The sequence below is a fragment of the Mycolicibacterium iranicum genome, from assembly GCF_014190915.1.
In the GTDB taxonomy this organism is placed as follows: domain Bacteria; phylum Actinomycetota; class Actinomycetes; order Mycobacteriales; family Mycobacteriaceae; genus Mycobacterium; species Mycobacterium iranicum_B.
On record NZ_JACHVU010000008.1, the window covers coordinates 1 to 20,819 of the forward strand.

Sequence of the window (20,819 nt, forward strand, 5' to 3'; positions counted from 1 at the left end):
GGCGCATCCAGATGCTCGCGCAGGTTCGCCGGCGGAATCACCCCCGGACCCACCGCAGCCGGCGTCAGATCGATCGCACGGATACCCGCCTCGGCATAGCGCGGCGCAGCGTCGCGATGCACATAGGCACTCGTGGCCTCGAACACCATGTCAGGCATCTCATCGCGCGCCAACAGCCAGTCAACCCCCTCATGGCTGGTCTCCAAACCCAGCTTGCGCGCCCGCGCAAGGCCCTCGCTCTCGGGATCGATGCCGATCATCCACCGTGGCTCAAGCCATTCCGAACGCAACAACTTGTACAACAGGTCGGTGCTGATGTTGCCCGACCCGACGATCGCAACAGACGCTTTACTGCCAGCCATCCACGGCTCCTATTCGAAATCCAGTCGTACTGAACCTAACCCGCCGAACTCAGCAACAAAACGGCTCCCCGGCGGTGCATCTATCGCACGAGTACACGAACCCGGAAGAACGATGTCGCCGGCCTTGAGACGCACTCCGAAACTCTCCACCTTGCGGGCCAGCCAGGCCACCGCGGTCACCGGATTACCGAGCACGGCATCGCTGCGGCCCTCGGCGACGACCTCACCGTTGTTGGTCAGCACGGCGTCGATGTTCTTGATGTCGATGTCTTTCGGGGACACCCGGGCCTCCCCCAGCACCCATCCCGCCGAGGACGCATTGTCGGCGATGGTGTCGCACAACTTGATCTGCCAGTTCGTGATCCGCGTGTCGATCAACTCGATCGCCGGTGCGAACGCCGCGGTGGCGGCCAGCACGTCATCCTCGGTGCACCCCGCGCCGGGCAGATCGTCGGACAGCAGAAAACCGACCTCCACCTCGACGCGCGGATACAGGTAACGCCCCGACGGCACCGGCTTGTCCTCGAAGACCTGCATCTCCTCCAGCAGATGTCCGTAATCGGGCTCGTCGACGCCCATCATCTTCTGCATCGCCTCGCTCGACAGGCCCACCTTGTGCCCGATGACCCGCGCACCCTCGGCGACGCGCTGACGGATGTTGATCAGCTGGATCTCGTAGGCGTCGACCACGTCGATGTCGGGGTGGCCGTCGGTCAGCGGGGCGATCGGTTGACGGCTGCGCTCAGCCTCAGCAAGGTCGGCGGCAAGCTTCTCGCGCACCTCGGCGGGCAACATTTCGTGAATTCCCCTAAGTGTCTTCGACCGGCACAGTTGTTAGTCGGCCGGGCAATTCTATAACGTGTTCTACATGACGGAGCAGGAGTATGACGTCGTCGTGGTGGGCAGCGGCGCCGCCGGCATGGTCGCCGCCCTCACGGCCGCTCACCAGGGCCTCTCGACAGTAGTCGTTGAGAAGGCCCCGCACTACGGTGGTTCCACTGCGCGGTCAGGTGGTGGCGTGTGGATCCCGAACAACGAAGTACTCCAGCGGGACGGCGTCAAAGACACGGCCGAAGCAGCCCGCACGTATCTGCACACGATCATCGGCGACGCCGTTCCGGCCGAGAAGATCGACACCTACCTCGACCGCGGACCCGAGATGCTGTCCTTCGTGCTGAAGCACTCGCCGCTGAAGCTGTGCTGGGTGCCCAACTACTCCGACTACTACCCGGAGACGGCGGGCGGCAAGCCCACCGGCCGGTCGGTCGAACCCAAGCCGTTCAACGCCAAGAAGCTGGGGCCCGATGAGAAGGGTCTGGAGCCGCCGTACGGCAAGGTCCCGATGAACATGGTGGTGATGCAGCAGGACTACGTCCGGCTCAACCAGCTCAAGCGTCACCCGCGCGGCGTGCTGCGCAGCGTCAAGGTCGGCGTGCGTTCCGTATGGGCCAACGCCACCGGCAAGAACCTCGTCGGTATGGGCCGGGCACTGATCGCTCCGCTGCGCATCGGTCTGCAGAAGGCCGGCGTACCGGTGCTGCTGAACACCGCGCTCACCGACCTCGTCGTCGAGGACGGCGTGGTCAAGGGCATCTACGTCCGGGACACGAACGCGCCCGAAAGCGCTGAGCCGCACGTCATCAGGGCCCGTCGCGCAGTCATTCTCGGCAGCGGCGGCTTCGAGCACAACGAGCAGATGCGCGTGAAGTACCAGCGCGCCCCCATCACCACGGAGTGGACAGTGGGTGCGGTGGCCAACACCGGCGACGGGATCCTCGCCGCCGAAAAGCTCGGTGCGGCACTGGAGATCATGGAGGACGCATGGTGGGGGCCGACGGTGCCCCTCGAAGGCGCTCCGTGGTTCGCGCTGTCCGAACGCAACTCCCCCGGCTCGATCATCGTCAACATGGCCGGTAAGCGCTTCATGAACGAGTCCATGCCGTATGTCGAGGCCTGCCACCACATGTACGGCGGGCAATACGGCCAGGGCCCCGGGCCCGGCGAGAACATCCCGGCGTGGCTCGTCTTCGACCAGCAGTACCGCGACCGCTACATCTTCGCCGGACTGCAACCCGGACAACGCATTCCGTCGAAGTGGCTGGAGTCGGGCGTCATCGTCAAGGCCGACACCCTCGACGAACTGGCCGCCAAGACCGGCCTGCCCGCCGATGCGTTCACGGCGACGGTCGAGCGCTTCAACGGTTTCGCCCGATCAGGCGTGGACGAAGATTTCAAGCGCGGTGAGAGCGCCTACGACCGGTACTACGGCGACCCCACCAACAAGCCCAACCCCAACCTCGGGGAGATCAGCCACGGCCCGTACTACGCGGCGAAGATGGTCCCCGGGGACCTGGGCACCAAGGGCGGTATCCGCACCGATGTGCACGGCCGCGCGCTGCGTGACGACGACTCGGTCATCGAGGGCCTCTACGCGGCGGGCAACGCGAGCTCCCCGGTGATGGGCCACACCTATCCCGGCCCCGGTGGCACGATCGGACCGGCCATGACATTCGGATACCTCGCAGCCCTGCACATCGCCGGAAAGGACTAGGCGTGCCCATCAATCTCGACGAGGCCATCGGCGCGGAACTGCCTCCGGTCGAATTCTCCTGGAGCAGCAGCGATGTGCAGCTCTACCATCTGGGTCTCGGCGCCGGTGCGGACCCCATGGACAAGCAGGAGCTCCGCTATCTGGTCGACGAGACCCCGCAGGTGCTCCCGACGTTCGGCAACGTGGCGCAGAGCTTCCACATGACCGAACCGCCCGCGGTGAAGTTCCCGGGCATCGACATCGAGCTCAGCAAGGTGCTGCACGCCAGCGAGGCCGTCACGGTCCCCGGCCCGGTCCCCGCGTCGGGAACCGGTGTCGCCGTCACCCGGTTCACCGAGATCTGGGACAAAGGCAAGGCCGCGGTCATCTGGTCGGAGACCACCGTCAAAGATCCCGCGGGCACCCTGCTGTGGACGCAGAAGCGTTCGATCTTCGCCCGTGGAGAGGGCGGCTTCGGCGGCGACCGGGGCCCGTCGACGTCGTCGGCGGCGCCCGAGCGCTCCCCCGATGCCGAACTGACAGTTCGCACGTCACCGCAGCAGGCGCTGCTGTACCGCATGTGCGGTGACCGCAACCCCTTGCATTCCGACCCCGACTTCGCTGCTGCGGCGGGGTTCCCCCGGCCCATCCTGCACGGGCTGTGCACCTACGGGATGACCTGCAAGGCGCTGGTGGACAACCTGCTCGACGGCGACGTGAGCCGCCTGAAGTCCTACGGCGCGCGGATGGCCGGCGTGGTGTTCCCCGGCGAGACCCTGCGGGTGAGCGTGTGGAAGGAAGACGGCGCGTACAGCGCGGTCGTGACCGCTCCCGAGCGGGACAACGCGGTGGCCCTGGCCGGCGTGGAGTTCGTGCCGGCCTGATACCTCTCGCCCTACTTGCAGAGCTCGGTGATCTTGGTCGACGTCGCCTGGGCGTCGTTCATCCGGTTCGTCTGGTTCACGTCGTTACCGGGCGCGCCCGCGAGCTGCCCCATGCCGATGTACTCCAGGTTGTTGGCGAAGGAACGCACCGCGTCGGCCAGGTCCGACGGCACCTCGTCGTCGAGCCGGGAAAGCAGGAACTGACCGCCGCCGAGTGTGGCGAGCCGGGCGTTCGCAGCGACTGCCTGGGTGGCCACCGGGTCGGTACCGAGATTCGCGTTGGTCTGCAGCGACACCGCATTGCGCACCAACTCGAAGGCAGTGCAGACCCGCGTCTTGGGATCGGTCGACTGATCGCCGCCCGCCGCGGACGTCCCGCTCGAGGACGGCGAGCTCACCAACGCCCACACCGCGACTGCGAGTGCCGCCACCGCAACAACCAGTGCTGCGACGACGAGTTGACCTGTGCGACGGGATGCGTCTGCGGTTTGCGCCATGGGGCGATCATAGCGTCACGCCAAAATCATTCGTCCGCAAGCATTTTGGCGACACGAAAACGGGCGCCGGCTCCGTGGGAGCCGACGCCCGCAGTCGTCACGAGGGATTAGTCGGGATCGGAGGCGGTACCGCTGTCGCCGTCGTCGCCGCCGTCGGTACCTGCGCCGCCCGCACCGGCAGTGGCGCCGCCGGCCTTGCCGGCGGTGGCATCGCCGCCGTTGCCGCCGTCACCGCCCCGGCCGAGGTAGTTACCCCCGCCGCCGCCGGCACCGCCGCTGCCTCCGGTGGCCTTCTCGTCGCCGGCGGCGTCGCCGCCGTCGCCGCCGTCGCCGCCCCGGCCGAACGAGGTGGTCTCACCGCCGGCGCCGCCCTTGCCGCCGGTCGCATTGCCGTCGGCCGAGGAGGCGAGTCCGCCGTTTCCGCCACGCCCCGAATCACCGGTCAGCGTGCCACCGCCGGTGCCACCGCTGCCGCCGACCGCCGTGGCGCTGTCTCCGACCGCGTTGCCGCCGTTGCCGCCGGCGCCGCCCTTGCCGCTCGTATTCGATCCGCCCTTGCCGCCGGCGCCGCCCGTGGCGGTCTTGCCGGTCGCATCGGCCTCGGCATTGCCACCGGCACCGCCGGCCCCAGCACTCCCGCTGCCGTAGGCCGTGGACGAGCCGCCGACGCCGCCTTTGCCGCCGGTCGCATTGCCGTTCACCGAACTGGCATTGCCGCCGGCGCCACCGGCACCACCGTTGCCGGCGAAGGCACCGCCCTTGCCGCCCGCACCACCGGCGGCGCCACTGGCGTTGTTGACCGCGGACTCGTTGACATTCGGGGTGGCCGGGTCGTCCGCGACCGCAGCCGTCGTGTTGGTGTCGGAACCGCCCTTACCGCCGTTGCCGCCGCTGCCAAACAAGCTGCCGCGGCCGCCGGCACCGCCCGCGGTGGCGGAGGTCTTCGTGGTGCCCGTGTAGTCCGCGTTGACTCCGTCACCACCGTTGCCGCCGTTGCCGAACCAGGTGCCGGCGTTTCCGCCCGCGCCACCGTTGGCTCCGTTGCCACCATTGCCGCCGAGCAGGCCACCGTTGCCGCCGTTGCACGCATCGCCGGTGCAATCCGCAGCGGCGTTGAGCCCGTTACCGATCAGCCACCCGCCGTCGCCGATCATCGGGCGCAGCGCGGTGGGCGCGCTCGGCGCGTCCAGGGCGTTCTGCGGGCCGCTTCCGCCGTCGAGATTCAGCGAATACCAAGGCAGCTCTTCCTCATTCGAGACGAGCTTCACCTCGATCTCCGTGGGCGCCGCGGTATCGCCGTCGATCAGGGTCAGAGCACCGATGCCCACGAACGCCGCTCCGGCGACACCCGCGGTGATCCCGGCACCGAGATAGTTACGAATTGCCGCCGAGCGATCGCTCTTCTTGGCGTGCCTTGCCATGGGTCTCCCCTTGAGTAGTAACGACAAAAGGCGTCGCCGGAGCCCACGCGCCAGGCAACGCCTAGCAAGTCTTACCAGACCGCCGGACAAATTGGGGCCTTTTGCTGGAGCCCGGACCAAAGGTTCACCTACCGGTCGCCTTCCGTCGGCGGGGACGGACGTCGGAGCGGCGCTCCCCGTCGTCGTGCCAGAGATGTTTTCGAGTTCACCGAAAACAACGGTCGCCACACTGATCACCGACGATCTGCGCAAATCCTCGCCCCACGCCGCGCACGCCGCCGACTCGCGGAATCCGGCACCCACGACGACCGGCAGCAATTGTGCCCACCGATGTTTGTCCGACACAATGCCGTCCGCGCCGATGGCAGCGTCCGGCAGACGTTTGCTGCAGCCGGGGGCTCCGAACAGCGCCGACTCCACGCCAAGGCAGCCTCGAATTTCCAAGTCACGTGTATTGTTCGACTGTCGACGAGTCGTCGCGTGCGGTGTCCCGGCGCCGGCTGCCGATCGTGGGCGATGGTTGCATCAACGCACGTCAGCGACCTGTTACGTTGCTCGGGGGGACCCCCTCGCTGCTCGACGACGAACTCAGGAGGAAACGCGTGAAACTCAAGCCCGCATTGGCCGCTGTCACCACAGCGGCCGCAGCCGCCGTGGCGCTCGCGGGAGCGCCCACCGCATCGGCCGACGCCGAGGTGCAGTGGCTCGGCCAGCCAGGCGAGCTCGTCCACGGCACCGTGGTCCAGCACTGGACGGTCAGCCACCTCAAGCCGAGCACCGACGCGATCCCGTACCGGCCGGTGGGCACGCTGTGGGAAGCCACCGCCAGCGACGAGGCGATCACGGGCAATGTCACGCCGATCGTGTCCAATCTCAACGCCCGCGCCAAGAACGGTGACACCTACCGGGTGCTCTTCGGCGTGGCGACCGAGCAGGGCGTGAACCCGTCGACCCTGGCCCAGGGGCAGAAGACCTCGGGCAAGATCTACTTCGACGTCACCGGCGAGGCCCCCGACAGCGTCTTCTACAGCAGCGGCGGCGCCGAGGAGCTGCTCTGGGTGCAGGCCCCGCCCGCCCCGGCGACCGGTTCGACGGGATCGGCCGGCAGCAGCGGTGCCGGCTCCTATGACACGACGCCGTCGGAGTCGGGATCGGCCGATACCGCCACGCCCGAAACCCCGGGTGCGACCCCGGCCGCCACCCCGACCTCGGTGATGCCCAGTCCCGCCGCGGTTCCCGCGGGCAGTGCCGGCACACCCCTGCCGGAGGGAAGCGCCGGCACGCCGCTGCCCGAGGGCAGTTCCGGAACGCCTCTGCCGGCGGGTAGTGCAGGCACACCGCTACCGGGCGACGCGGCCCCGGCGAATGCCGGGCCGGCGCCGATGCCTGCCGCGGTGGCTCCTGCGCCGCAGGGCAGCGCCGGGACTCCGTTGCCCCAGGGCGCGGCCCCGGCCCAACCGGCACCCGCACCCGGGGCGCCGACCACCACGGTCGTGGTGCCCGCGCCGCCTGCCTGACGCTGCGCCGACATACGAAGCCGACATACGAGTCCGTGCCGCCTGCCCAGCAGGCGGCACGGCTCGTTTCAGGAGTGTGAGGCCCACCAGGTGTAGAGCTGAACCATGTTGGGCCCCTGCGGGCCGGACTGCACCTCGTTGAGCAACAGGCCGGCATCGGTGGTCCAAGCCACCGTCGGCTTGCTCTGCTGGAAGCCGCACATCAACGTTCCGGCGATCTTATCGGGGGTCGCATTCCGCCGCCACGGGCCGGGCGACTGAATGTTGCCCGGGCAGTTCACGACCGACGTCTCGGCGATGACCTCGTCGAAGCGTTCCTCGAGCGATTGCGCGTCTTTCAGGAGCGTGTAGGTCGCCGTCAGCGGACCGCCGGTGTCTGCGTTCTTGGCGCAACTCACCTGTGCCAGAGCGCCTTCGGTGGGGACAACAGCCTCACACGCGCCGTCGGCGTAGCCCCTCGGCAGCATCCCCAGCAGACGTGTCTCGGCCTGCTGCTGCGATTCGGTCTGCTCGGCGGTCGTGGTCTCGGCCGCCGCACCATCGCCGCCGTCTGAGGACGGCCAGAACGCCCACGCCAGGATCCCGAGGCCGATGACCGCCACCGTCGCCGCGGCCACCAGCGCCACCGGCCGGCGATCACGGTGCACGGGACGCGGATTCACCGACATCGGAGCGTCATACCGTGGTTCGGGTCGGTCGGCCGGAGCCGCGGGTGTCTGGTTCAGTTGAAGCGGCCCGGTGTCCTCGTCGTCGGGATTCGGCTGGCGGGAGCTCATTGCGCCAAGGGTAGTGCGCGGGCCGTCCTGCGCGCGCGAGGCGCACCTCACAGGGGCGGTTCCGGCGCGGGTTCACCCCAGGATGAGCCCGGACGTCGGCACTCCGGTTCCCGCGGTGACCAGGACGTGCTCCACGTCGGGTACCTGATTCACAGAGGTGCCGCGCAGCTGACGGACTCCCTCGGCGATGCCGTTCATCCCGTGGATGTAGGCCTCACCGAGCTGACCGCCGTGGGTGTTGATCGGAAGCCTGCCGCCGATCTCGATCGCACCCCCGGCGATGAAGTCCTTCGCCTCGCCCTTGCCGCAGAAGCCGAGCTCTTCGAGCTGGATCAGCGTGTACGGAGTGAAGTGGTCGTACAGGATCGCCGTCTGGATGTCGCTGGGCGACAGACCGCTCTGCTGCCAGAGCTGCTTACCGACCAGCCCCATCTCGGGCAGACCGAGTTCGTCGCGGTAGTACGAGTACATCGTGAACTGGTCGGCGCCCGCGGCCTGCGCGGCGGCTTCGATCACCGCAGGCCGGTGCTTCAGGTCCTTGGCGCGCTCGGGGGTCGTCACGACGATGGCCACTCCGCCGTCGGTCTCCTGGCAGCAATCCAGCAGGCGCAGCGGCTCGGCGATCCACCTCGAATTCTGGTGGTCCTCGATGGTGATCGGCTTACCGTAGAAATGCGCCTTCGGATTGTTCGCCGCATGCTTGCGGTCGGCGACCGAGATGACGCCGAAATCCGCACTGGTGGCCCCGAATTCATGCATGTACCGCTGGGCGATCATCGCGACGGACGCCGCCGGCGTGCTCAGGCCGTGCGGATAGGACCAGCTGTACTCGACACCGCGGGAGTCGGCGTTGACCGTCAGGCCCGTCATCACCTGACCGAAGCGGAACTCGGAACGCTCGTTGAACGCGCGGTAGGCGACGACGACCTCCGCCACGCCCGTCGCGACGGCCAGTGCCGCCTGCTGCACGGTCGCCGCTGCCGCACCGCCGCCGTATCCGATCTGACTGAAGAACGTCAGATCCCCGATCCCGGTGGCCCGGGCGACCGCGGTCTCCAGGTTCGAATCCATCGTGAACGTCACCAAGCCATCGACGTCCGAGGGCGACAGCCCTGCGTCGTCGAGCGCGTCCAGCACGGCCTCGGCGGCCAGACGCAACTCGCTGCGCCCGGAGTTCTTCGAGAAGTCGGTGGCGCCGATACCTGCGATCGCCGCTTTGCCGGACAACCCGTCGCTCATGCAGTGCCTCCGAACGTGAGTGTGGCCGTGGCGATCACGTGCTTGCCGAGACTGTTGGCACCGGTGATCTTCAGGGTGACGAGTCCGTCCTCGACAGCGGTCACCTCACCGGTGAACGTCACGGTGTCATAGGCGTACCACGGCACCCCGAGACGCAACCCGATCGACTTGATCACCGCCGTCGGTCCCGCCCAGTCGGTGACATACCGCTGCACGAGACCGGTATCGGTGAGAATGTTGACGAAGATGTCCTTGGAGCCCTTGGCCTGCGCCTTGTCCCTGTCGTGATGGACGTCCTGATAGTCGCGGGTGGCGATGGCCGTCGACACGATGAACGTCGGGTCGCCATAGAGCTCGAGCTCGGGCAGCGTCGTGCCGACCTCGACCGTCGGCGCGCTCACGAGCGCGGCTCCCACGCATACAGCGTCCAGGCCGGGCTGATGTCGCTATCGGGGAAGTCGATATACGTTGCGCGCACTGGCATTCCGATCTCTACCGCGCCCGGGTCGACCCCGCGGAGCTCACCGAGCATCCGGACGCCTTCGTCGAGTTCGACGAGGGCGATCACGAACGGCAGTGTCCGTCCCGGAACCTTGGGCGCGTGGTGGACGACGTAGCTGAAGACCGTGCCGTCGCCGCAGGCGACGACGTAGTCGGCCGGGGCGTCACGGTCCGCCCACACTGCCGGCACCGGCGGATGCTGCAGAGTCCCGTCCGGCCGCCTCTGTATCCGCAGCTCGTGGGCGTTCACGCCGTCCCAGAAGAACTTGGTGTCCTTCGACGACGCAGGTCTCATGAGCTTGTCGGGGTCCAGGTCCTCGGGGACGGCGGTCTTGTCGCCACCCCGGGGCTTGAACTTCATGATGCGCCAGTCCATCTCGGCCACCAGCTCGCCGTCGCCGGCGGTCCACGTGATCAGCTGGTTGATGAAATAGCCCTCGCCGAGCGCGGTCTGTTTGGGCCCCACCACGTCGGTGATCTCGGCGTGGACGGCGAGTTCCTCGCCCGGTTGCAGATAGCGATGATATTTCTGTTCGCAGTTCGTGGCGACCACACCGACGTAACCCGCGTCGTCGAAGAGGGCCATCATCTTCGACAGCGGGTCGTCGTCGGAGCGGCCCTCGCCGAGCCCACCCATCGTCCAGACCTGGATCATCGCCGGCGGTGCGACGATTCCGGGGTGCCCGGCCGATCTCGCCGCCTCGTCGTCGACGTAGATCGGATTCCTGTCGCCGATGGCGTCCACCCAGTGATGGATCATCGGCTGGTTCACCGGATCTCGACCGCGGCGCGGCTCGCTCTTGCCTGCTGCCTTGATCTTGTCGATGTCTGCCTGCAAGCCTGCCTGCGTGTCCGGCTGCGACTCTGTGGTCGTCATCGTGACCCTCTGCTCTTCGCGCAAGCGCTCATCGTGACCCTCTGCTCTTCGCGCAAGCGCTCATCGCGACCCTCTGCTCTTCGCGCAAGCGCTCATCGCGGGACCCTCGGGACCTTCAGACCCGATGCCGCGATCATCTCCCGCATCACTTCGTTCACTCCTCCACCGAAGGTGATCACCAGGTTGCGCTTGGTCATCTTGTCCAGCCAGTCGAGCAGTTCACCGGTCTGCGGATCCGCGGGGTTGCCGTACTTGCCCACGATCTCCTCGGCGAGCCGGCCCACGTCCTGAATGCGTTCGGTGGAGAAGACTTTCGTGGCGGCGGCGTCGGCGACGGCGATGGTTTCACCGGACGCGGCGACCTGCCAGTTGAGCAACTCGTTCACGCGCCAGATCGCTTTGATCTGGCCCAGCAGACGCTTGACGTCGTCGTGCTCGATCGGCGTCACGCCGTCCGAGCCCGGCTTAGACGCCCAGGCATGGACCTGGTCGTAGATGCCCGCGACGCGCCCCGCCGGGCCGAGCCCGACGCGCTCGTGGTTGAGCTGCGTGGTGATGAGCTTCCAGCCGCCGTTCTCCTCGCCGACGAGCATGTCGGCAGGCACGCGCACGTCGTTGTAGTACGACGCGTTGGTGTGGTGGGCACCGTCGGACAGGATGATCGGGGTCCAGGAGTACCCAGGGTCCTTCGTGTCCACGATCAGGATCGAGATGCCCTTGTGCTTGGCGGCTTCTGGATCGGTGCGGCACGCCAGCCAGATGTAGTCGGCGTCGTGCGCCCCCGTCGTCCACAACTTCTGGCCGTTGACGATGTACTCGTCGCCGTGCCGGATCGCCGTGGTCCGCAGCGATGCCAGGTCCGTGCCGGCGTCGGGCTCCGAGTAGCCGATCGCGAAATGGATGTCGCCGGACAGGATTCCGGGCAGGAACTTCTTCTTCTGCTCCTCGGTGCCGTACACCTGCAGCGTCGGGCCCACGGTCTGCAGCGTCACCAGCGGCAGCGGCACGTCGGCGCGGTTGGCCTCGTTGACGAAGATCTGCTGCTCGACGGGCCCGAAGCCCAGGCCGCCGTACTCCTTGGGCCAACCCACACCGAGCTTGCCGTCCGAACCCATCCGCTTGATCACGGCACGGTAGGCGTCGTTGTGCCGGTTCGACTCCATCGCCGCGGCTTCCTCGGGCGTAATCAGAGTCGAGAAGTACTGTCGCAGTTCGGCTTGCAGTTGCCGCTGCTCGGGTGTCAGTTCGATGTACATGTGATCTCCCGTCCCTTCCCTCGCCCCATCTACGCTCCCACCAGGTCCAGACGGTGTGACGGACCGCCGAGCAGCCGCGTCAGATCCTTGATCGACGAGTAGTAGCGGTCCATCGGGTAGGTGATGTCCATACCCATCCCGCCGTGCAGATGGTGGCACAGCCGCATCGCCGGAGCCGCCTGCGAGGTCAGCCAGTACCCCAGGATCGCCAGGTCGTCGGTGGCGTCGAGACCCTCGGAGAGCAGCCACACCGCTGAGGTGGACAGCAGAGAGATCGTGCGCGAGGCGATGTAGACCTCGGAGAGCTGAGCCGCGACGGTCTGGAACGTCGACAGCGGCCGGCCGAACTGCTCCCGGGTCGCGACGTAGTCGGCGGTCAACCGCAGCGCGCCCGCGACCAGGCCGGCGGCGAAGGCCCCCGTCGCGGCCAGCACCAGCTGGTTGACCCGGCCCACCGCGGCATCGGCCAGCACGTCCTCGTCGGCGACAGCGACGTCGGCGAACGTGACGACGTACTCGTCGGATCCGTTAGAGGCCGGGGTCTTGACGACACTCACGCCGTCGGCCTCACCGGCGACAACGACGACGCCGCTGTCCGTGGTGACCAGCAGCCAGTCGGCCTGCTCGGCATACGCGACGCCGGTCTTGGTGCCGTTGAGCCTGCCGCCGGACACCGTTGCCGAGGGGCGTTCCGGCAGTTGCGAACCGGGCTCGTTGAGTGCCGGCGTCAACACCGCCCCCTTGGCCACACCCGCCAGGTACCGGTCCTGCTGGGATTCCGTGGCCAGGTCGAGAAGCACCGCCGTCGTCCCGAGCGTCGCCAGCGCCGGGCTGATGGTGCCGTGCCTGCCGATCTCGGTGAGCGCGGTACCGATCTCGGCCAGGCCGACACCGTCGCCGCCGAGACGTTCGGGTACGGCCAACGCGGTCACTCCGCCGGCAACCAGTGCGTCCCAGGTGTTCTCGCGGTCGAGCACCGATGTCACCACATCGGCGACAGCCTGCTGCCCCTCGTCTGGACTGAAGTCCACCGACTCCTCCTTGAGCCTTCGTGCGGTTCGTGCGTCAGTGCGGTGATGGGTTGAAGCGTCAGTGTTGCACCGGGCACTTGCCGGTGTAGTCGACCTGCCAATGTTTGATGCCGTTGAGCCAGCCGGACATCAACCGCTCGGGCTCGCCGATCGGCTTGAGGTCGGGCATCGCGTCGGCGACGGCGTTGAAGATCAGGTTGATCGTCATCTTGGCCAGGTTGGCGCCGATGCAGTAGTGCGCACCGGTTCCGCCGAACCCGACGTGCGGGTTGGGGTTGCGCATGATGTCGAACGAGTGCGGGTCGTCGAAGACCTCTTCGTCGAAATTGGCCGAGCGGTAGGACATCACGACGCGCTGGCCCTTCTTGATCTGCACGCCGGACAGTTCGGTGTCCTCCAGCGCGGTGCGCTGGAACGCCGAAACCGGGGTCGCCCAGCGGACGATCTCGTCGGCCGCGGTCTCGGGGCGTTCCTTCTTGTACAGCTCCCACTGCTCGGGGTGCGCGGCGAACGCGATCATGCCGTGGGTGATCGAGTTGCGCGTGGTCTCGTTACCCGCCACCGCGAGCATCACGACGAAGAAGCCGAACTCGTCGTCGGAGAGCTTCTCCCCGTCGATGTCGGCTTCGATCAGCGTCGTGACGATGTCCTCGGTGGGATTCTTGGCGCGCTCCTCGGCCATCTTCATGGCGTAGGTGATCAGCTCGAAGGAGGACATCGCCGGGTCGATGTCGGCGTACTCCGGATCCTCGCCGGCGGTCATCTCGTTGGACCAGCGGAACAGCTTGTCGCGGTCCTCCTGCGGGACGCCGAGCAGGCCGGCGATGGCCTGCAGCGGGAGCTCACAGGAGACCTGCTCGACGAAGTCGCCGGTGCCCTCGGCCGCAGCGGTCTCGGCGATCTTCTGGGCGCGCGTCCGCAGCTCGTCCTCGAGACGGCCGACCGCGCGGGGGGTGAAACCACGCGAGATGATCTTGCGCAGGCGCGTGTGCTGCGGGGCGTCCATGTTGAGCAGGACGGCCTTCTGCAGGTCGATGGCGTCCCGCGTCATCCCCTGCGGCCACACGGGGATCGCCCCGTCCGGCGAGCTGCCGAAGACGTCGTTTCGCTTGGACACCTCTTTGACATCGGCATGCTTGGTGACGAGCCAGTAGCCCTTGTCACCGAAGCCTCCCGTGCCACCGGGCACGTCGACCCAGTGGACAGGCTCGGACTTGCGGAGTTCGGCGAGCTCTTCGACGGGAAGGCGTTCGAGGTTGAGATTGGCGTCGAGGAAATCGAAGTCAGGGGCAACAGGGCACGAGTTAGGGCCGGGCATGTGAAAGCTCTCCTCAATTGCAACGTGTTCTAGTGCCAGTAAAACATGCCTCCACCGCAGATCAAAGGTGTGGCCGCATCGCAGCTTGTCAGGCTTATGAAACGTGTTCTAGCCTGACGGAATGGGTAACCCTGTCATCGTCGAAGCCACCCGCAGCCCCATCGGCAAACGCGGCGGCTGGTTGTCTGGACTGCACGCCACCGAGTTGCTCGGCGCCACTCAGAAGGCACTCGTCGAGAAGGCCGGGATCGACCCCGGCGACATCGAACAGGTCATCGGCGGCTGCGTCACGCAGTTCGGCGAACAGTCCAACAACATCACCCGCGTGGGGTGGCTCGTGGCGGGTCTGCCCGAGCACGTCGGCGCCACGACCATCGACTGCCAGTGCGGCAGCGGTCAGCAGGCCAACGGTCTGATCGCCGGCCTGATCGCCACCGGGGCCATCGACATGGGCATCGCCTGTGGCATCGAGGCCATGAGCCGTGTCGGACTCGGCGCCAATGCCGGCCCCGATCGCAGCATCATCCGGCCCTCCTCCTGGGACATCGATCTTCCGGATCAGTTCACCGCCGCCGAGCGCATCGCCAAGCGCCGCGGCATCAGCCGTGAGGACATCGACCAGTTCGGTTTCGAGTCCCAGCGCAAGGCCAAGCAGGCCTGGGCCGAAGGACGGTTCGACCGCGAGATCAGCGGCATCGAGGCGCCCGTTCTCGATGAGAACAAGCAGCCCACCAGTGAGCGCCACATCATCAGCAAGGACCAGGGCCTGCGCGACACCACCCTGGAGGGGCTGAGCTCGCTCAAGCCGGTCATGGAGGGCGGCATCCACACGGCGGGGACGTCGTCGCAGATCTCGGACGGCGCAGCCGCCGTGCTGTGGATGGACGAGGACAAGGCCAGAGCACTCGGCCTCACACCCCGCGCCCGCATCGTCAGCCAGGCGCTGGTCGGCGCCGAACCGTACTACCACCTCGACGGTCCCGTGCAGTCGACCGCGAAGGTCCTGGAGAAGGCCGGCATGAAGATCGGCGACATCGACATCACCGAGATCAACGAGGCCTTCGCCTCGGTCGTGCTGTCGTGGGCCCGCGTGCATGAGCCCGACATGGACACCGTCAACGTCAACGGCGGCGCGATCGCGCTCGGGCATCCGGTGGGCAGCACGGGCAGCCGGCTGATCACGACCGCTCTGCACGAACTGGAACGCACCGACAAGACGACGGCGCTGATCACCATGTGCGCCGGCGGCGCTCTGTCCACCGGCACCATCATCGAGCGGATCTGAGCCGGAGCCATGATCTCTGACGCCGACCGCATCGCCGCGGCGCAGTCCTACATCAGCGCTCTGGCCAGCCACCGGGCCGACGACGTGCCGTTCGCACCGGACTGCACCCGCGTCGAACTCGGCCTGAAGACGGGATTCTCAGGAAATCACCTGCGCCGCAGCCTCAACGGCGGTCTGCAGTACCGCGTCATCAAAGCGGTCACCACGCCGCGGTTCACCGTCGACGGCGACACGGTGCGGGCGCAGTTCGAGCTGTCGACGAAGCCCCGACTGGGCGGGCGCAGCGTCGGCGCCCGCATCGACGAGACCTTCCTGATCCCCGCCGACGATCCGTCCGGTCGCGCACAGATCCGCCACATCAACGCGTCGATCCGACCCTTCCTGAGCCGATAGGATCCCGCCCATGGCCAAACCCCCGCGTCCGTTGAGTCCGAAACAGGTCGAAGGCCTCAACTCCGCAGCGGTCGGCGTCGGCATCAAGTGGATGTCGCGGTTGAACACGTGGGCCTACAAGGCCACCGGCGGGCGCCTCGGCGCGAAATGGCGCGGCGGGTCGAACCGCTTCAGCGCACCCCCGCCGGTCGGGATCCTGACGACCATCGGCCGCAAATCGGGTGAGCCTCGGGAGAGCCCGCTGCTGTTCCTGCGCGAGGGCAACCGCGTGGTCCTGGTCGCCTCCCAGGGTGGTCGCGCGTCGAACCCCATGTGGTACCTGAACATCCAGGCCAACCCCAAGGTGACGTTCCAGATCAAGAACGAGAAGCTGGAGCTGACCGCACGGGATGCGACCGACGCCGAGCGGGAGCAGTACTGGCCCAGGCTCGACGCCATCTACCCCGATTTCGCCAACTACCGGTCCTACACCGACCGCAGGATCCCGATCCTGATCTGCGACCCGGCCTGACTCGGCTGAACATCGCCGGACGCATCACCGCCGCTGTCGTCGGGGCGGCATCGGTGACCATCTGGGTCTACGCGCTGTTCCTGGTCGCCGGTTCGTATCTGGCCGACGATCCTGCTCACGATCCCCACGGTTACGGCCTGATGATCGGCTCGGTCTTCCTGATCCTCGGCGGGGCCGCTTCCACGCTGGTCGTGCCCTACGCGTTCACGCAGCGTCGTCGGGGGCGGGTGAGGCGGCTCCTGCTCGCTGTGTTCGCCCTCTCCACCGCGCTCACGGTCGTCGTGCCGCTGATCTTCTGACCCAGCAGCAAACGGTCGGCTAGGCTTCGGCGCATGGGGGCCGCGCCGGATCCGGCAACTGCGCGAATCGGTGTCGCGATCACGACCGTGGGCCGGTGGGGGCCACTGCGCGAGCTTCTCACAGACCTGGCGGCACAGAGCCGACGACCGTGCGAGGTCGCGATCGCCCACCACAACGAGGCGGATGCCGCTGACCTCGCTGCCGTGGTCCGGGCTTTCGAGGGCACCCTCGACATCCGCACGGTTCTCAGTCCCCGCGGGATATCGAACGGGCGCAATGCGGCGGCCGGGGCGTTGACGGCGGATGCCGACTGGCTGTGGTTCCCGAACGACACGAGCAGGATCACCGCGGATGTCCTCGAACAGGTGTCCCGCCATTGCGTCCCGCCGACGACCGTTGTCGCAGTGCAGTTGGTCGATCGCGAGGGTCCTCGCAATCCGTTGCCGCCCCCGGGGTCGGAGGTGACCCGACGCACCGTCTGGGGTGCCATGGAACCGGCTACCTTCTTCCGGCGCGAGGCTTTCGAGGCCGTCGGAGGCTGGAACCCGTCCTTGGGATCGGGCGCCGCGACCCCGTGGCAGTCCGGCGAGGGACCGGACCTGCTGCTGCGGATGTCCGAGCACGCCGACTTCTCGATCGACTGGGTGCCGGACATCGTCGTTCAGGCACAGACCGAATTCGCTCACCTCCCGCCCGAAGAGCGCCGACGGAAGCAGCGCAGCTACGGCAGGGGCGCCGGCTATGTCCTGCGGACATGGAAATACCCGCTGTGGTACAGGGCAGCCCACCTCGTGGCCGCCGCCCTGATGCCCCTGCGCAATCCCGACAAGTTCGGCCCGGGCGAAGCGTTCGCGCTCCTGCTCGGCCGGACCGAAGGGCTGCTCGGCCGACCGCTCACGAACAAGGGTGATCATCAGGCGATCCTTCGATGACCCACCGGCGTCGGCGGGCAACTCACCTGCTCCTGGTCATCCTGTGCGGCCTCACCGCGCTGTCCTGCGGGACGGCCGAGCCTCGACCCGAGATCGGGATGACCGTTCACTCCCGCGGTGCCGACGGCGCCGCCATCAACCGGCAGTTCGACGTGATGGCGGAGATGAATGTCACCTGGGTCCGCGTGGACATCGACTGGTCTGTGGTCGAAAACCAACGGGGACAATTCGATTGGACCTATCCGGATGCCGTCGTCGATGCAGCGTCGGCCCGCGGGATGAATGTCCTGGCGGTGGTGGCCTTCACTCCGGCGTGGGCGCGTCCGGGGACCCCGGGTGACGACGACGCGGCACGCCACTCACGGCCCGCGCAGCTCTCCGAGTGGGCCGAGTTCAACCGCACCGTCGCCGAGCGCTACGCACCTCGCGGAGTGCACAGCTACGAGATCTGGAATGAGCAGAACTCCAGTAAGTTCTGGCCGCCCCGGCCCGACGTCAACGAGTACGGCACCCTGTTCTGGGTCGCGGCGGACGCGATCCGCGCCGTGGATCCCCACGCCGCTGTGCTCACCGGCGGGCTCAGCCCCAAGTTCGACGACACCGACGCCGAGATCGCACCCGCCGACTACCTCGACCGGCTGTACGCCAATGGCGCAGCCAAGCACGCGGACGGAATCGCCATCCACCCGTACACTTTTCCCGCGCTACCCATGGAGAGTCCGCAGCGAATGGTCGGCGGATTCAAGGACCTACCGGAGTTGCACGCCGTCATGGAGCGGCACGGCGACGCCGACAAGAAGCTCTGGATCACCGAGTTCGGCGCCCCGACGGGGACCGAAGCGCAGGCGGTGTCGGAGGATGCACAGGCCGCGGCCCTCATTCAGGCCCGTGACCAGGTCAAGGAATGGGACTGGGCCGGTCCCCTCATCTATTACGAACTGGTCGACGGCGGAAACGATCCGGCCGACAAGGAGCAGAACTTCGGTGTCCTGCGCGAGGACCTGTCGCCCAAGCCCGCCGCGGACGCACTGAAGGACGCCGCAGCGGACTGAGGCGCGACCCGGCGGCCGGGCTCCTATGGCCGTCGGGCTACCGTCGGCTGGCGGCAAGTTCCGCGGCGACGGCCTCGGCCGCCGACCCGAATGAGATGTCCGTCTGCCGTGCCGTCACATGGGCCCAGCCGCGGGCGGCCAGCGCGGCCCGCGCGTCGTCGTCGCGGCAATGACGTTGCAGCAGAGCAGCGGCCGCCTGCCGGTCGTAGGGGTCGAAGTAATCGGCTCCGTCACCGCAGGTCTCGCGCAGCGCGGCGATGTCCGAGGCCAGCACTGCGGTGTGCGAGGCCATCGCCTCGATCGGAGGCAGGCCGGCGCCCTCGTGCAACGAGGGCATCACCAGCAGGTCGGCGGAGGCGACGAGCGAACGCAGTACCTCGAAGTCGAGCCGGCCCATCACCTCCACTCGGTCCCCGAGTCTGTCGGCCAGCGCGCCGACCCGCTCGTCGCCGTCGCGCAGAGCCTCGCCGCTGCCCGCGATCACGAGCTTTTGCGGAATGCTGTCGGCAATATCGGCGTACGCGTTGAGGAGCAGCGGAAGATTCTTGTGCCACTTGGCATTGCCGACATAGAGGATGAACCGGTCCTTCACCGGCGACAACGACGGATCGGCCGGCTTGAACCAGCCGTTGTCGACGGGGATGGGCGTCACCATCACCGCGGCGGACGGCGACATCGCCCGCAGCGATGCGGCGGTGGCCTCCGACGGGGTGAAGATCGTTCGCGACCGGCGCACGTCGAGCGTCAGCATCGCCCGCGCGTACGCCTGTCGCGCCGGACTGTGGCCGCTCACTTCCTGTTTCAAGATGTGCAGCGTGTCGTGGACGGTCACGAACAGCAGGGTCTTCCGGTGCCCCGGACGCAGCGTGGTGAACGGGAACGGGTAATGCGGCACCCAGAGTGCGCGCGGGCGCACCGCCTTCATCGCCCGGTCCCACGCCCGCTGCTCGCTCAACGAGTACATCGGCGCGATCTCACGCTCGACGACGACGGTCGTGCTGTCGGACAGCAGCGGTGTCGCGTGCTCGGCGACGAGGACCGCCAGCGACAGACCCCTGTCGGCGAACGTCTGCTCCAGGTGTGGCAGCAGCGTACCTATGTAGGTGCCGATGCCGCTCTGCCGAATATGCCTGGCGTCGAAGAGGAGATCGATGTGCTCGCCCTCGGACGAGGCGGCCGTGGCTATGTCAGGCGCCCTTCCAGTTCGGGCAGGAAATCCGGTTTGTCCCACATCCGTTTCAGCGTCTCGTCCAGGCTGTGCTCGGGGCTCCAGCCGAATGTCTCCCGGATCCGGGTGATGTCCGCGCCCAGGAAGGGACGGTCGACGGCCCGCATCCGGCGTTCGTCCTGGCGCACCTCGAACTCGAGCCCGAGGACAGAGCGCATCCGGTCGACGATCTCGTTCACCGAGTACTGCTGGCCGCTGCCGAGGTTGACGACTTCGCACTGCCCGGGTTCGGGTGTGGTGCCCAGCGCCGCCGCGGCGAATCCGCCTGCGGCGTCGAGGACGTCGATGTAGTCACGCTTGGGCCAGGTGTTGCCCAGGTAGATCGCCTCCGGGTTGTCCCGCAGTTGGACGACGATCGCGGGCAGCAGGTGTGGGTTGGTCTCTCCGGGCCCGATGACGTTGAACAGCCGCACGATCACCCCGGACAGGCCCCGGCTGGCCGCCAGCGCCCGCAGGTAGACCTCGCCCTGCTGTTTGGTGTAGCCGTAGATGTCGACCGGCTCGACGACCGACTCCAGCTCCCGGTGCGCGGCTTCATCCGGCTGGTACACCGCACCGCTGCTCGCGAACACGAAGCGGGTGCCTTCAGGACACGCGGCGAGCAGGTTCACGGTTCCGGTGACGTTCGTCGCGACGGCGTTGGCCGGGTCGCTGTCGCATTCGGGGATGTAGTGGATGGCCGCCAGATGCACGATCACGTCGGGGGCGAACTCCTCGACGAGCGCTCGGGTGGCCGCGGCGTCGCGGATGTCGACCCGTCGGAAGCCGAAGCCCTCGGGTTCCCCCGACAGCCAGTCAGGTGTGCCGTACCGGAGGAGATCGGCCACCAGCACCTCGGCGCGATCCTTCAGCGTCCGCACCAGTTCCCTGCCGACGAAGCCCGCTCCGCCCGTGATCATGATCCGCATC

At 67.6% G+C, this 20,819-nt stretch carries 21 protein-coding genes and 1 pseudogene; 9 read left to right on the plus strand and 13 right to left on the minus strand.

The features are described 5' to 3' along the window. Positions 1-362: pseudogene (locus FHR72_RS17255) on the minus strand (acetaldehyde dehydrogenase (acetylating)); the annotation flags it as partial. Between the two features lie 9 nt (positions 363-371). Further along, the gene (locus tag FHR72_RS17260) at positions 372-1,157 is read right to left on the minus strand and encodes a 2-keto-4-pentenoate hydratase (RefSeq protein WP_183470275.1); all 786 of its coding nucleotides are present in this window, start codon (positions 1,155-1,157) and stop codon (positions 372-374) included. Positions 1,158-1,230: 73 nt separating this feature from the next. Here FHR72_RS17260 and kstD point away from each other — a divergent pair, with 73 nt between their 5' ends. Continuing rightward, on the plus strand, positions 1,231-2,913 hold the full coding sequence (kstD, locus tag FHR72_RS17265; RefSeq protein ID WP_183470277.1) for a 3-oxosteroid 1-dehydrogenase: 1,683 nt from the start codon (positions 1,231-1,233) through the stop codon (positions 2,911-2,913). 2 nt (positions 2,914-2,915) lie between these two features. After that, complete coding sequence (locus FHR72_RS17270; protein ID WP_183470279.1) at positions 2,916-3,776, plus strand: enoyl-CoA hydratase ChsH3; 861 nt, start codon at positions 2,916-2,918, stop codon at positions 3,774-3,776. Between the two features lie 11 nt (positions 3,777-3,787). Here FHR72_RS17270 and FHR72_RS17275 read toward each other — a convergent pair whose 3' ends face one another. Beyond that, the gene (locus FHR72_RS17275) at positions 3,788-4,273 is read right to left on the minus strand and encodes a hypothetical protein (protein WP_183470281.1); all 486 of its coding nucleotides are present in this window, start codon (positions 4,271-4,273) and stop codon (positions 3,788-3,790) included. A gap of 107 nt (positions 4,274-4,380) precedes the next feature. Beyond that, on the minus strand, positions 4,381-5,694 hold the full coding sequence (locus tag FHR72_RS26775; RefSeq protein WP_183470283.1) for a hypothetical protein: 1,314 nt from the start codon (positions 5,692-5,694) through the stop codon (positions 4,381-4,383). 602 nt (positions 5,695-6,296) lie between these two features. On the opposite strand from FHR72_RS26775, the gene FHR72_RS17285 reads away from it, so the two are divergent. Beyond that, positions 6,297-7,211 carry a DUF1942 domain-containing protein gene (locus tag FHR72_RS17285; protein ID WP_183470285.1) on the plus strand — a complete coding sequence of 305 codons (915 nt, stop codon included), beginning with the start codon at positions 6,297-6,299 and terminating at the stop codon, positions 7,209-7,211. A gap of 68 nt (positions 7,212-7,279) precedes the next feature. Here the strand turns inward: FHR72_RS17285 and FHR72_RS17290 are convergent, their stop codons facing one another. The 7 genes from FHR72_RS17290 to FHR72_RS17320 form a co-directional block, all read right to left on the minus strand. Next, positions 7,280-7,987, minus strand: a complete 708-nt coding sequence (locus tag FHR72_RS17290; protein ID WP_183470287.1) for a hypothetical protein — start codon at positions 7,985-7,987, stop codon at positions 7,280-7,282. A 72-nt stretch (positions 7,988-8,059) separates the two neighbouring features. Beyond that, positions 8,060-9,226: a 17-hydroxy-3-oxo-4-pregnene-20-carboxyl-CoA lyase gene (locus tag FHR72_RS17295; protein WP_183470289.1), complete on the minus strand. Its 1,167-nt coding sequence runs from the start codon at positions 9,224-9,226 to the stop codon at positions 8,060-8,062. Then, positions 9,223-9,627 (minus strand): MaoC family dehydratase, encoded by a 405-nt coding sequence (locus FHR72_RS17300; protein WP_183470291.1) that lies wholly within the window; start codon positions 9,625-9,627, stop codon positions 9,223-9,225. Before FHR72_RS17300 ends, FHR72_RS17295 begins: the two co-directional genes overlap by 4 nt. After that, the gene (locus FHR72_RS17305) at positions 9,624-10,604 is read right to left on the minus strand and encodes a bifunctional MaoC family dehydratase N-terminal/OB-fold nucleic acid binding domain-containing protein (RefSeq protein ID WP_183470293.1); all 981 of its coding nucleotides are present in this window, start codon (positions 10,602-10,604) and stop codon (positions 9,624-9,626) included. Before FHR72_RS17305 ends, FHR72_RS17300 begins: the two co-directional genes overlap by 4 nt. Positions 10,605-10,696: 92 nt before the next feature. Continuing rightward, complete coding sequence (gene fadE29 / locus FHR72_RS17310; RefSeq protein WP_183470295.1) at positions 10,697-11,860, minus strand: acyl-CoA dehydrogenase FadE29; 1,164 nt, start codon at positions 11,858-11,860, stop codon at positions 10,697-10,699. A gap of 29 nt (positions 11,861-11,889) precedes the next feature. After that, complete coding sequence (locus tag FHR72_RS17315; protein ID WP_183470297.1) at positions 11,890-12,891, minus strand: acyl-CoA dehydrogenase family protein; 1,002 nt, start codon at positions 12,889-12,891, stop codon at positions 11,890-11,892. A gap of 58 nt (positions 12,892-12,949) precedes the next feature. Beyond that, positions 12,950-14,209, minus strand: coding sequence for a cytochrome P450 (locus tag FHR72_RS17320; protein WP_183470299.1), 1,260 nt, complete (start codon positions 14,207-14,209; stop codon positions 12,950-12,952). Between the two features lie 121 nt (positions 14,210-14,330). Between FHR72_RS17320 and FHR72_RS17325 the strand changes: the two genes are divergently transcribed. The 6 genes from FHR72_RS17325 to FHR72_RS17350 are packed head-to-tail and all read left to right on the plus strand — an operon-like array spanning position 14,331 to position 18,682. Next, positions 14,331-15,494 (plus strand): steroid 3-ketoacyl-CoA thiolase, encoded by a 1,164-nt coding sequence (locus FHR72_RS17325; RefSeq protein ID WP_183470301.1) that lies wholly within the window; start codon positions 14,331-14,333, stop codon positions 15,492-15,494. A 9-nt stretch (positions 15,495-15,503) separates the two neighbouring features. Then, a complete protein-coding gene (locus FHR72_RS17330; protein ID WP_183470303.1) occupies positions 15,504-15,887 on the plus strand; it encodes a DUF8021 domain-containing protein in 384 nt (127 codons plus the stop codon). Between the two features lie 10 nt (positions 15,888-15,897). Then, entirely contained in the window at positions 15,898-16,398 is a 501-nt protein-coding gene (locus FHR72_RS17335; protein ID WP_183470305.1) for a nitroreductase family deazaflavin-dependent oxidoreductase, read from the plus strand. 53 nt (positions 16,399-16,451) lie between these two features. After that, positions 16,452-16,697 (plus strand): hypothetical protein, encoded by a 246-nt coding sequence (locus FHR72_RS17340; RefSeq protein WP_183470307.1) that lies wholly within the window; start codon positions 16,452-16,454, stop codon positions 16,695-16,697. Positions 16,698-16,730: 33 nt separating this feature from the next. Continuing rightward, entirely contained in the window at positions 16,731-17,630 is a 900-nt protein-coding gene (locus FHR72_RS17345) for a glycosyltransferase family 2 protein (RefSeq protein WP_183470309.1), read from the plus strand. Further along, positions 17,627-18,682: a cellulase family glycosylhydrolase gene (locus FHR72_RS17350; protein ID WP_183470312.1), complete on the plus strand. Its 1,056-nt coding sequence runs from the start codon at positions 17,627-17,629 to the stop codon at positions 18,680-18,682. Before FHR72_RS17345 ends, FHR72_RS17350 begins: the two co-directional genes overlap by 4 nt. A 37-nt stretch (positions 18,683-18,719) precedes the next feature. Here FHR72_RS17350 and FHR72_RS26780 read toward each other — a convergent pair whose 3' ends face one another. Together FHR72_RS26780 and FHR72_RS17360 are read right to left on the minus strand one after the other, a co-directional pair. Further along, positions 18,720-19,913: a glycosyltransferase family 4 protein gene (locus tag FHR72_RS26780; protein WP_311736177.1), complete on the minus strand. Its 1,194-nt coding sequence runs from the start codon at positions 19,911-19,913 to the stop codon at positions 18,720-18,722. Then, entirely contained in the window at positions 19,865-20,809 is a 945-nt protein-coding gene (locus tag FHR72_RS17360) for an NAD-dependent epimerase/dehydratase family protein (protein ID WP_260156082.1), read from the minus strand. Before FHR72_RS17360 ends, FHR72_RS26780 begins: the two co-directional genes overlap by 49 nt. Positions 20,810-20,819 lie beyond the last annotated feature (10 nt).

Excerpts from the sequence above, each read along its gene's own strand:
- FHR72_RS17290 (WP_183470287.1), bottom strand. The coding sequence starts at position 7,987 with ATGAGCTCCCGCCAGCCGAATCCCGACGACGAGGACACCGGGCCGCTT.
- FHR72_RS17275 (WP_183470281.1), bottom strand. The coding sequence starts at position 4,273 with ATGGCGCAAACCGCAGACGCATCCCGTCGCACAGGTCAACTCGTCGTC.
- FHR72_RS17345 (WP_183470309.1), top strand. The coding sequence starts at position 16,731 with ATGGGGGCCGCGCCGGATCCGGCAACTGCGCGAATCGGTGTCGCGATC.
- FHR72_RS17350 (WP_183470312.1), top strand. The coding sequence starts at position 17,627 with ATGACCCACCGGCGTCGGCGGGCAACTCACCTGCTCCTGGTCATCCTG.
- fadE29 (WP_183470295.1), bottom strand. The coding sequence starts at position 11,860 with ATGTACATCGAACTGACACCCGAGCAGCGGCAACTGCAAGCCGAACTG.
- FHR72_RS26775 (WP_183470283.1), bottom strand. The coding sequence starts at position 5,694 with ATGGCAAGGCACGCCAAGAAGAGCGATCGCTCGGCGGCAATTCGTAAC.
- FHR72_RS17325 (WP_183470301.1), top strand. The coding sequence starts at position 14,331 with ATGGGTAACCCTGTCATCGTCGAAGCCACCCGCAGCCCCATCGGCAAA.
- FHR72_RS17295 (WP_183470289.1), bottom strand. The coding sequence starts at position 9,226 with ATGAGCGACGGGTTGTCCGGCAAAGCGGCGATCGCAGGTATCGGCGCC.
- FHR72_RS17305 (WP_183470293.1), bottom strand. The coding sequence starts at position 10,604 with ATGACGACCACAGAGTCGCAGCCGGACACGCAGGCAGGCTTGCAGGCA.
- FHR72_RS17330 (WP_183470303.1), top strand. The coding sequence starts at position 15,504 with ATGATCTCTGACGCCGACCGCATCGCCGCGGCGCAGTCCTACATCAGC.
- FHR72_RS17335 (WP_183470305.1), top strand. The coding sequence starts at position 15,898 with ATGGCCAAACCCCCGCGTCCGTTGAGTCCGAAACAGGTCGAAGGCCTC.
- FHR72_RS17360 (WP_260156082.1), bottom strand. The coding sequence starts at position 20,809 with ATGATCACGGGCGGAGCGGGCTTCGTCGGCAGGGAACTGGTGCGGACG.
- FHR72_RS17260 (WP_183470275.1), bottom strand. The coding sequence starts at position 1,157 with ATGTTGCCCGCCGAGGTGCGCGAGAAGCTTGCCGCCGACCTTGCTGAG.
- kstD (WP_183470277.1), top strand. The coding sequence starts at position 1,231 with ATGACGGAGCAGGAGTATGACGTCGTCGTGGTGGGCAGCGGCGCCGCC.
- FHR72_RS17320 (WP_183470299.1), bottom strand. The coding sequence starts at position 14,209 with ATGCCCGGCCCTAACTCGTGCCCTGTTGCCCCTGACTTCGATTTCCTC.